Here is an 11,042-nt window from a genome sequence, read left to right as displayed (position 1 = left end):
CCAGACTGTCCAGCGCCGAGGTGGTCTGTGCCAGGGAGCGCATCTCCAGCCAGTGCCCTGCCAGCATGATGACGACAAGCAGCGCCAGCTCCCACCAGAAGTCGAGCTCGGCATCGAGGAGTCCAAGTGAAGAACCCCAGGAGGAGAGGAATGCGACGGTGATGGCCAGTGCGATGAGGAGCATCATCCCCGGATTGCGATCCCTCAGCTCGCTGAGCCCGCCGGTCTCCGAAACCGCATAGCCCACGAGGTGGCCGAACATGGGGCTGAAGGCGATGACCGGGATCGCGATGACGAGCATGATCCAGAACAGCCGCCGGAATTGCGCGACATGGTCGCCGTGACCAGCATGGCCACCGTGGCCCTCGTGGTCGCCATGACCCGCATGGCCAGTGTGGTCGCCGTGGCTGGCGTCCTCTTCACGCCCCGCGGGCATATGACGCACTTCGCGGTCAGCGTGACCGCTATCGGCATCGCGGCTCAGGTGCTCACCGACTCCCGAGTGACCGGAATGGTTCTCATGTTCGTGATGTGCTCCCATACCCTCAATCTATACCCCTTAGGGGTATAACCCCAAGGCTACAGAGGTGAGTTCACGCACCAGAGCCCCGCCGACGGACAGGCCTCACTGCGGCCATCGAGTATCCAACCGCATGTGCGACTGCAGGCAGTCGACACCAAACGATCGGTATTTGGTGGTCGACTGGGTGCAGAAAATCGACCGCCGGTTACCGACCGTTGGCGGATCAGGGAACGACGACCGTTGGCGGATGAGGGAACAACGAGCACCGAATCACCGTTGGCATGCAGCACAATCAGCCACTTGCGCTCACTTCGGTGTGGATAACATCGATCGCTTTGGGCTCAAACACCTCCGGTCAATACGGACGTCGAGTCCTGCGCGAGCCGACCACACTCAGCATTCGGCGGTGACCAGCACTCATACCCATGCAAGCGCTCGTTCGGTTCCCACCTGCACTTCGACGCATTTCAGCTGTGCATGACGGCAGACTGTCCACAAGGCTCCACTGGCGCCTGGACGGGCCCGACTCTCAAGTTCATTGTGGTCGGGTATGACGCATTGGCATTCTCAACCCACTATTTTCCAGAGCGCGCCGAGACCATTCACCAGGAACGACCTTGCGGCCAGGCGCATCACTGCCCACGCGCTCAAGACGAACTCCCGATACGTGCGGATCTTTCGCAACGTCTGGATCGACAGAGACGATGAGGCATCGATGCCCACTCCTCTGTGGGCAGGAGCCACCTGGCTATGGGAGGCCACCAGACTGCGCGGATTTCGACTGTTGCGCCCGGACGTTGTCGGCACCGTGTGGACGGCTGCCCGCCTCTACGGTCTCCCCGTTCCGAATCGCGTTCGGGACCACGCACTGCACATTGCTGGAGACGCCTCATGCATCAGAGTCAACCGACCTGGGATCGTCCTGCATCGCCATCAGCGCTTGAACCACAACGACTTCTTCGATCTTCCGCTTCTCGCTGTTCCGCATCTGCTGATCGAAGTCGCACCGTTCCTCGACATTTTGGAACTTGTCCAGATGGGAGATGCTGTGGTTTCCACGCGCTTCAGCGGTCCGAAAACTTCGATCGAACACCTCCGGGCCGAGCTGGCGTCCCGAAAGCAGGTGCGGAGCCGGAAGTTGCTCGAGCAGGCGATTTCACTCCTTCGAAACACAGTCGACTCACCACGCGAGACGTGGCTGCGACTGTGGATCATCAGAAATGGTTTCCCAGAGCCTCACGTCCACCCGGAGGTCCACTCGCACATCAAGAACATCACACTCCACCCGGATCTCGGCTACCCCGGCATCAAGTTGGCAATCGAGTACGAAGGCGATCACCATCGCACCTCACCGGAACAATTTGCCGGTGACATCGAACGGCGACAACTCATTGAGGCAGAAGGGTGGACGATCCTGCGGGTCTCGAAACGCACCGACATGTCCGCTTTCGGCAGGCTCCTCGCCCAGCACCTCAGCATGTAGCGCCGAAGAGCCAAACGGTCGGTAACTGGTGGTCGGCTGGGAGTCGAAAATCGACCACCATTCACCGACCGTTGAGGCACAGCCGATTCGAGGGGTCGCAGACCGGCACGGCGAGACCGTTTCGGCAGCAAAGGCGCACACACATTGCATAGTTGCGCATGTATCGGCAATACTTGCTCATGTTGTTCAACTTCGTGTCAGACTCATCCGCTTCGCTGAGAGTCGACTCGGATCATTCCCGGCTCCCTGACCGAGTCGGCCTCACTGCGGAGGATCTCATGGATCTGCAACTCATCTTGGCGCTCATCGCCGGGATCGCGACGATCGTCGTCATCGTCTTAGCGACCCGCCTCGACGCCTTCATCGCTCTCCTCACGGCAGCGGTCGTCACCGGCATCGTCGCCGGTCAGGACCTGCTCTCGCTCGTCGATGCCATCACCACCGGCTTCGGCAACACACTGGCCAGCATCGGCATCGTCATCGGCCTGGGCGTCGGAATCGGCAAGATCCTCGAGGTCTCCGGTGCCGCGGACTCACTGGCCCGTGCCTTCCTGAGCGCCTTCGGCAAGGGCCGCGAGCCTTGGGCCATGGGCACCGTGGGTTCACTCGTGTCCATTCCGGTCTTCTGCGACTCCGGCTACGTCATCATGAACCCGTTGGCCCGCTCGATCGCCCGCGTCAAGCGCGGCGGCTACGTCACCCTCGCTCTCGCCCTGGGCTGCGGCATGACGCTGACCCACCACATGGTCCCGCCGACCCCAGGACCGCTTGCCGCGACAGGCATCCTCGGCGCCGACATCGGTGCCGTCATCCTCACCGGCGTCATCTTCACCGTCATCCTCCTCCCGGTCGTCGTCATCTACGCCCGTTGGATCGGACCGAAGCTCGAACCCGTGCTCAACGCAACGGTCAAGCACGCCGTATACGGTTCGGTCACGACCACCTCGGCGGAAGGACATGCCGCAGGCGAGACCCGCGAAGGCGGCAGCGAGGATGCTGGTCACGGCGGAGTTGCCACCGCGACTGATGACAACGTAGACACCGCGGGCTCCGGTGATGCCGCGGACACCGTCAACAGCGAGACCGGTTCGACGAAGAAGCCCGGAGCCTTCCTCGGATTCCTCCCGCTCATCGTTCCCCTACTGCTCATCGTCGCCAACACCGTGTCGACGGCCATCGACAAGAGCAATCAGAATGAACTCTCCGGCGACGCCTACGAGCCTTCGTCCTGGGTCGCCCCGCTGGCGTTCCTCGGCAACCCGGTCATCGCGCTGATGATCGGCCTCGTCCTCGCCGTCTACACTCTGCTACCCCGCGTAACCTCTCGCAACAAGGTGCAGAACTGGCTGGCCGATGCCGCTGCCTCGGCGGGTCTCATCCTGCTCATCACCGGCGCCGGTGGAGCCTTCGGCATGGTGCTCACCGAATCGGGCGTCGGTGACGCCCTGGCCGAGGCGATCGCCTCGATCAGCCTGCCGGCTTTCCTCGTGCCCTTCCTCATCGCCTCCCTGGTGCGCATCGCACAGGGCTCGGGAACGGTCGCGATGATCACCGCAGCCTCGGTCACCGCCCCACTCATCGCCCCGCTGGGTCTGAGCCCACTGGTCGCGGTCATGGCCTGCACCGCCGGCTCGATGGTCTTCTCCTACTTCAACGACTCCTACTTCTGGGTCGTCACCCGCTTCACCGGCCTCGACGGCATCAACGCCATCAAGGGCTGGTCGGGCATCACCACCGCCGTGTGGGCCGGTTCCATTCCGCTGCTGTTCGTGCTCGACTTGATCGCATGAGCCAACGCAGCCCTCGTATTCTCATCGTCGCCGACGACCTCACCGGCGGCAATGCCTGCGGTGCTCTCTTCGCCGAGGCGGGTCTTCGGACCATCACCGTGACCGGGACGAGTCGGTCCGAGACGGTCAACCTCGATGACCTCCTCGACGACTACGACGCAGTCGTGCTCAACGCCGACTCCCGGCATCTGCCGCCGGAGAAGGCCGCCGAGCTCACCGAATCGCTGATCGGCATCACCAGCGACATCGACCTCGTTGCCTGCCGCATCGACACAACGCTGCGCGGCAATGTCGGCCCTTCTGCCGAGGCGGCACTCAACGCTCGTAGAAGGGCAGCCGAATCGGCCGGTGAACGGGGAGGACGGAAGAAGCGGGTGATGGGTCTCTGCGTTCCTGCGTTTCCCACAGCGGGTCGAACCACCGTCCAGGGCCAACAGCTCCTTGAGGGCCAACTGCTCGAGCACACTGAGCTCAGACACGATGTCCGCTCCCCTATGCACACGTCCGATGTCGACGCGATCCTGCGAATCGGCACCGATCTCGACGCTCACCTCATCGAGATCTCGACGGTGTTGTCCGGGCACTGGGCGATTCGGTCCGAGGTCCTCGACGCCATCTCCAATGGGGCTGACATCATCATCGCCGATGCTCTGACTGAGGACCACGTCAGACTTGTCGGATCTGTCGTCGCTTCGGTCACGAGGGAAATCGCAGAGGACTCCACCGGGGCGGACAGCTTCGGCGCCCGAGCACGGGCCGGTCTGCACAACGGCGAGATCCTCGACTGGGTGACCATCGACCCCGGTCCCGGCAGCCTCGCCCTCGCGCTGTCCCTGCTGCCGACTCGTCCCGGCGGCGCCATCCTCGGAATCTCGGGATCAGCCACTGAGGTGACACGAGCCCAGCTGGCCAAGCTCGCCGAGGATCCGACGATCGCCTTGATCCGCACGATCCTCGATGAGGAGAACCTCCCCGATGTCGACGCCACACTCGAACGGGTCGAGGAGGTCACCTCGGCGCGGGCGATCATCATCGCCACTGTACTCGAGTCCGGTGATCTGCTCGATCTCAGCAATGAGCAATCGGAGATGACGACGAAGCGACTGGCCATGATTGCGGCCGCCGTCATGAGCTCCCCCGTGATCACGGGTCTCTATACGACGGGAGGCGATGTCACGGCCATGGTGATGAGAGCCGTGGGCGCAGTCGGGATGGAGATCGAGAAGGAGATCGTCCCACTGGCCGTGGGCGGTCGCCTCGTCGGAGGAAGCGCAGACGGTCTGCCGATCGTGACGAAAGGCGGACTCATCGGGGACTCGGGTACGGCTGTCAAGTGCCTCGACTACCTCATGGCGACCTCTCGCGTCGGACAAGGATGACATTTCACAGATGAAACCACACAAGGAGACTGACATGACCGCACCCGTACTCGCCATGACCGTGGGCGACCCGGTGGGCATCGGCCCCGAGATCACCGCGACCGTGCTCGCCGAATTCTCCGGCCGCGAGGACCAGCACGGTGTCGCAGTAGCCGACCTGGCCGTGATGAAACGCGCCGTCGACGTCCTGGGACTCGACGTGGAGCTGAGAACCATCACCGACTGGTCGACACCCGCCGCCGGGCAGGGCGTCATCGACGTCTTCGACATCGGCGTGCTCGGCGATGATCTGCCGGAATGGGGCGTCGTCGATGCTCGCGCAGGACAGGCCGCAGTGACCGCGATCGAGGTCGCCACAAAGGCCGCGATGAATCGTGAGATCGCCGGCATCGTCACCGGCCCCATCAACAAGGAAGCCGTGTGGAAGTCCGGGTCGAAACACCTGGGCCACACGGAGATGCTCGGCGAACTCACCGGCGTGACCAAGCAGGACACGATGTTCGTCGTCGAGAATACGAAGGCCCCCGAGCACAAGCTCCAGATCTTCTTCGCCACCCGCCATATGTCGCTGCGCAAGGCCATCGACGCACTGACGATCGACACCCAAGTCGATTCCATCGAACGCGCCCACCGCGCCCTGCAGCTCTACGGTGTGGCCTCGCCGAGGTTGGCCGTCGCCGCGCTCAACCCGCACGGTGGTGAGAATGGTGCCTTCGGTGACGAGGAGATCGAAATCCTGCGACCCGCCGTTGAGCGCGTCGTCGATTCCGGTCTCGAGGTGACCGGTCCGATTCCAGCGGACTCGGTCTTCCACCAGGGCTTGTCCGGCCGCTTCGACGGAATCCTCTCCCAATATCACGACCAGGGCCACATCGCCTCGAAGACCTTCGACTTCGACGGCACGATCTCCGTGACCGTGGGCCTGCCGATCCTGCGCACCTCGGTCGATCACGGCACGGCCTTCGACATCGCCGGTCAGGGCATCGCCGATGCCGGCACCATGCGCTCGGCCTACACCGCCGCGATCGGCTACGCACCGTTCGTCGACGGCATCCGCGCCGAATACCTTCCCAAGTAACCAGTTCCTGCCGAAGTAGGATTTTCACCATGGCGATTCGCCCGGGCACACAGAAGCGCCGCGAGGGCATCCTGTCTCTGCTCAAGACCGGTTCGTGGACAATCTCTCGGCTGGCCGACGAATTGGAGACCTCAGAGTCGACGATCCGTCGCGACCTGCGCGAGATGTCGGAGACCGGCGAGGTCATCCGCACCATCGGCGGGGCCACTGCCGCCGGCTATGTCGAACCTCCGCTGGGACAGCGGATGGAGGCCAACGCCGAGGCCAAGGATGCGATTGCCGCGGCCGCGATGGACCACCTCGGCGAGGGGACTGTGCGCACGGTCTTCCTCGACGCCGGGTCGACGACGGTGCGTTTGGCCGAGCGCATCCGCGATCGTCGTGATCTCACCATCATCACGCGCGGGCTCGAGATTGCGCTGGCTCTTGCCCACCCCATGGGACCGAAGGTCATCATGGTCGGCGGTGAGGTCTCGACGATGTCCCATGGGACGACAGGTGCGCTGAGCGACCATGCGCTCAGCCGACTCCACGTCGATGTCGCCTTCCTCGGTGCCGACGCGGTGGATCCCGCCAAGGGACTCGGCGAGCCCACCCTCGACGAGGCCCGGACGAAGGAGCTCATCGCCGAACGCGCCAGGCACGTCGTTGTCCTCGCGGACAGTTCGAAGGCCAGACGTGATGTGGCCGCGTGGGCGCCCCTGCCTGAGGGGTGGACCTGGATCAACGAGCTTGGGGTGCATGGCCAAGAGGAAGGGTGAGCATCCTCGAGCGGCCCTCCCCCTCTTTCACTCCCTGGTCATCCCTACTCCATGGTCAGCACCAGCTTGCCTGTCGTCGCGTTCGTCTCACCTGCTTCATGTGCCTCCGCAGCATCCGTCAACGGGAACGTGGCTGCGATCGTTGCCCGCAGCTGTCTGCTTTCAACGAGTGCAGCGATCTCGAGCATGCCCGCCTGATCGGCTTCGACGAGGATGGTCTCGCCCCTGACTCCCAGGGCCTCGGCCTCCTCAAAGAGCCCTGCGGCCGGGACAGGAACCGTCGACACCATGATTCCACCTGGCTTGAGAGTCCGAAGAGAGCGCAGCTGGTAGTCGCCGCCGATGGTGTCAAAAGCGATGTCGATGTCGCGAGTCGCCTCGACGAAGTCCTCCTTGCGATAGTCGATCATCTCGTCAGCGCCCAGGCCGCGGACGAAATCGTGCTTCGGTGCACTCGCTGTTCCGATCACATAGGCTCCACGTGCCTTCGCGATCTGCACCGCCACGTGCCCCACTCCGCCGGCAGCGGCATGGACGAGAACCCGGTCACCCGGTGCGATCTTCGCAGTGTCGACCAGAGACTGCCACGCAGTCAGCGCCACGAGCGGAATGGCTCCCGCCTGCACGTGGTCGACGGTGCCCGGCTTCGATACGAAGGCTCGGGCCGGACCCACAGCATATTCGGCGTGCGCACCGACGCCGAAGGGATAGGGCAACATCCCGAAGACCTCATCGCCCGGCTTGAAGAGTGTCACTCCGACACCCACCTCTTCGACCACCCCTGACACGTCCCAGCCGAGGACGAATGGCGGATCGGGGAGGAAACGGGGGCCGCTGCGATGCTTCCAATCCGTGGGGTTCACACCTGAGGCTTTGACCTTGATGAGGATCTGGCTGGGTCCCGGCTTCGGCTTCGGCAGCTCCACCTCGTGAAGAACCTCGGGGCTACCGAATTCGGTCTGGCTCATGGCCTTCATCGTCGCTGCGTCTGAATGAGCGCTGCTGTTCTCTTCGTCCATATGCTCATCATGGCGGATGCCGAAGACCAACACCAGTAACAACATTGACGATATTCGACGGAACAGTGCCACACGGGAAGAAGCCCTCGACGAGGGTGGGGCGCCGACCCCCTCATCTCAGGCCAGGTTCTGTTCCTTGGCCATCTGCCTGACGTAGATCGGCGCTGCGAACAGTGAGGGCAGCATGACAAAGCCCACCGGCACGGCGGTGATGACGATCGCCGATTGCAGCGCGTCGACCCCGCCATCTCCCAAGCTGATGAGCACGGCCGCGGTGACTCCGACGAGCAGGGCCCACGTGGCCCGCAGCTTCGGCGATGGTTCACCGCTCGTCATGCATGACTGCGACATCGCGAACGACATAGAGTCCGTGGTCGTTGCCACGAAGGTCATCGTCAGGAGGAGGAAGCCGAGGCTGATGATCAACGACAGCGGCAGATTAGAGCTGATGGCCATGACTGCTGCGGGCAGTCCTCCGTCCATCAGCGGTTCGGAGATGGAACCGGCGGACTTCTGTTCGAGGAAGATGCCTGTGCCGCCCAGGGCAGTGAACCAGAATGTTGTGGCGATGGGAGGCAGAACCGTGGTGCTGATGAGCAGGTCCCGAACGGTTCGGCCCCTTGAGATGCGGGCGACGAAGATCGCCATCAGCGGGGCATAACCGAGGAACCAACCGAAGAAGAACACCGTCCAGCCCGAGAGCCATTCGGTGTCTCCTCGGTAAAGCGTCATGCTGAAGAAGTCGGTCATGTACAAAGCGAAGCCGCTGAAGTAGCTCTTAATCACGAACCAGGCCGATCCGACCACGAGCACGGTGGCCATGAGTGCCAGTGCCATCCAGACGTTGGCGCTGCTGAGGAATCGAATTCCGCGGCTGACACCGGAGAAGACGCTGACACCGGCGACGGCGGTGAGCACCGCAATCACAGCGAGTTGCACCGGGTAGATATCAGGGATGCCGAACAGGGAGTTCAGCCCGTAGGAGACCTGCATGCCGAGGAAGCCGACAGGACCGATCGTGCCCGCAGCGACAGAGATGATGCACACGACGTCGACGATGGCGGCGATCGGTCCGTGAGCCGCGCGTTTGCCCAGGACCGGGTAGAGCAGGCTGCGTGGCCGCAGGGGCATGCCCTTCTCTGCGGCCCGCATCATCACGATCGCGCCTAGAGACCCGAGGATCGCCCAGGCGAGGAATCCCCAGTCGATGAAGCTCGTGGCCAGAGCGGCGGCCACCGCGTCGACGGCGCTGCCTCCACCGTCGGTGAAGTGCGGCGGTGTCGTCGCATAGTGGTACATCGGCTCCGCCGCCGCCCAGAACACTCCCCCGGCCGCGAGCAGGGTCGTCATGATCATGGCGATCCAGCTGAAACGCTTGAAGTCCGGTCGTGCCTGGTTGCCCAGCCGCGCCTTGGCCCATGGGGTGAAGATGAGGATGAGAGCGATGAGGAATGTCGCCAGCAGTAGGATCTGCCAGTACATTCCGAAGATGTCCGCGCATGCAGTGAAAGCGGTGCCCACCCAGTTCGACATCTTGTCCGGAAGGATGAGGGCCAGCACGACGAAGACGGCGAGGATTCCTACGCTGGTCCCGGCGACGGGGATGTCAATACGGCTGCGTTGGACTGCCTCGGCGGGCCCAGTTGGGAAATCATGATCGGTGACGGCGGAGTTCGCCTCCTTTGCGGGAGGAGGTTCTGCATCCGTCTCGGGTGATTCCGAAGGGTTTCTGGTCTGGTCCACGTGTCTTGCTGCCTTCCGAGCCCCGCTGACCGAGGTTTCGGCAACAGGACAGTCAGTTGAGTTGAGCATTCTGTCAGGATTCGCAGCGCTCAAGTCTAGGCGACCGGGTGGACGAGCAGTCATTCTCTGAGCACGAAACCATCTGGATGTGCGGCGACTCACTCGATAGCCTTGACTGTGTCATGCCAGGGCAGGCACTGGCCCTCTTCTGTACTTTGCTAACGTCTGGGCTGAGGCAGCAGAACCATCGGCACCGGCGAGTGGCGCATGATGTGCGTGGCTGTGGAGCCGAGGAACACACCGTGCATGGCAGACGCGCTCGATCCGGCGACGAGGATGTCCCCGTCCTGCCAGTCGAAGGCGTTGACCGCACTCGACCAGCGGTCGCCGGTGACGATTCCCGTCCCAGTGACGGAGACCGCGTCTTCGCTGCTCTCGATCGCGGACACGATCTCTTTGTGTCCGGAAGTGACCTGGTCCCGCCAGTGGGAGTACATACCGTGGTCGGTGAATGCTCCCAGGCCGGTGGGTCGAGAGGGTCTGACGGTGAAGGTGACAACCTCGACTCCGATGCCCAGCCAATGAGCCAGGCGCGCCACGGAATCGTAATACCTCTCCGTTCTACGCGAAGGGTCGACAGCGAAGACCAGCCGTCGGAACTCGGCACGGTCCGAGTTGTAGCCGCGACGAACCAGTGCGATCGGCAACGGCGAGGAATGGACCAAGCGGTCAGTCGTGCTGCCGAGGACGATGCGTCCCAGTGGCCCACGCACCGAGGATCCGGTGATGAGGACCTGTGCGTTGTGGTCGATGGCTTCGGCATGGAGCACTCGGGTCACGGAGCGACCGGATCGGGTGACCACCTCGGCGTCCACATCCTCGGGAAGGGCTCCCTTGGCATCGGCGATCGCCTGGGAGGACATGTTCTTGATCTCCTTCTTCCAGTCATCGGAGACCCCGGAGGAGTCTGACATCCGACTGGATGAGAACCGGTCCTGGACCACGAGGCCGAGGATGAGCGGTTCGCCCGTGGCCCGGGCGAGGGTGGCGCCGAAGCGCGCAGCGGCGCGGCTCTTCGTATCGACACCGAATCCGACGAGAACGCTCATGTCAGCTCCTCCTCACGTTCCTGGCGAGCCAGACGCGACTTCCGGTACCCGTAGGCGAAGTAGACGACGAAGCCCAGAAGCAGCCAGACGATGAATCGCAGCCAGGTCTCGACGGCAAGGCTGGCCATAAGCCCCAGCAAGCCATGACAGAGACAAT

At 63.3% G+C, this 11,042-nt stretch carries 9 protein-coding genes and 1 pseudogene; 5 read left to right on the top strand and 5 right to left on the bottom strand.

The genetic code is table 11. The annotated features are described in order from the left end of the window. A pseudogene (locus HX613_RS08945) lies at positions 1–541 on the bottom strand (heavy metal translocating P-type ATPase); the annotation flags it as partial. 697 nt (positions 542–1,238) lie between these two features. On the opposite strand from HX613_RS08945, the gene HX613_RS08940 reads away from it, so the two are divergent. From HX613_RS08940 to HX613_RS08920, 5 genes are all read left to right on the top strand, one after another. After that, on the top strand, positions 1,239–2,006 hold the full coding sequence (locus tag HX613_RS08940; protein ID WP_235345006.1) for a hypothetical protein: 768 nt from the start codon (positions 1,239–1,241) through the stop codon (positions 2,004–2,006). A gap of 278 nt (positions 2,007–2,284) precedes the next feature. Further along, positions 2,285–3,796 carry a GntP family permease gene (locus HX613_RS08935; protein WP_235345005.1) on the top strand — a complete coding sequence of 504 codons (1,512 nt, stop codon included), beginning with the start codon at positions 2,285–2,287 and terminating at the stop codon, positions 3,794–3,796. Next, positions 3,793–5,175, top strand: a complete 1,383-nt coding sequence (locus HX613_RS08930) for a four-carbon acid sugar kinase family protein (protein WP_235345004.1) — start codon at positions 3,793–3,795, stop codon at positions 5,173–5,175. Before HX613_RS08935 ends, HX613_RS08930 begins: the two co-directional genes overlap by 4 nt. 34 nt (positions 5,176–5,209) lie before the next feature. Continuing rightward, entirely contained in the window at positions 5,210–6,253 is a 1,044-nt protein-coding gene (gene pdxA, locus HX613_RS08925; protein ID WP_235345003.1) for a 4-hydroxythreonine-4-phosphate dehydrogenase PdxA, read from the top strand. 29 nt (positions 6,254–6,282) lie between these two features. Further along, positions 6,283–7,014 carry a DeoR/GlpR family DNA-binding transcription regulator gene (locus HX613_RS08920; protein WP_235345002.1) on the top strand — a complete coding sequence of 244 codons (732 nt, stop codon included), beginning with the start codon at positions 6,283–6,285 and terminating at the stop codon, positions 7,012–7,014. A 44-nt stretch (positions 7,015–7,058) separates the two neighbouring features. On the opposite strand, the gene HX613_RS08915 is transcribed toward HX613_RS08920, so the two are convergent. The 4 genes from HX613_RS08915 to HX613_RS23040 form a co-directional block, all read right to left on the bottom strand. Next, a complete protein-coding gene (locus tag HX613_RS08915; RefSeq protein ID WP_235345001.1) occupies positions 7,059–8,078 on the bottom strand; it encodes an NADP-dependent oxidoreductase in 1,020 nt (339 codons plus the stop codon). Between the two features lie 72 nt (positions 8,079–8,150). After that, positions 8,151–9,776 carry a BCCT family transporter gene (locus HX613_RS08910; protein ID WP_235345000.1) on the bottom strand — a complete coding sequence of 542 codons (1,626 nt, stop codon included), beginning with the start codon at positions 9,774–9,776 and terminating at the stop codon, positions 8,151–8,153. Between the two features lie 218 nt (positions 9,777–9,994). Next, positions 9,995–10,885 (bottom strand): universal stress protein, encoded by an 891-nt coding sequence (locus HX613_RS08905; RefSeq protein WP_235344999.1) that lies wholly within the window; start codon positions 10,883–10,885, stop codon positions 9,995–9,997. After that, a complete protein-coding gene (locus tag HX613_RS23040; RefSeq protein WP_442862597.1) occupies positions 10,882–11,013 on the bottom strand; it encodes an amino acid permease C-terminal domain-containing protein in 132 nt (43 codons plus the stop codon). The genes HX613_RS08905 and HX613_RS23040 overlap by 4 nt, the downstream gene beginning before the upstream one ends. Positions 11,014–11,042 lie beyond the last annotated feature (29 nt).

It is taken from the genome of Brevibacterium sp. UCMA 11754 (genome assembly GCF_021532275.1).
Lineage (GTDB): Bacteria > Actinomycetota > Actinomycetes > Actinomycetales > Brevibacteriaceae > Brevibacterium.
The sequence above is the reverse complement of the archived record's forward strand: the minus strand, read 5'-3'. Positions and strand labels throughout refer to the sequence as shown.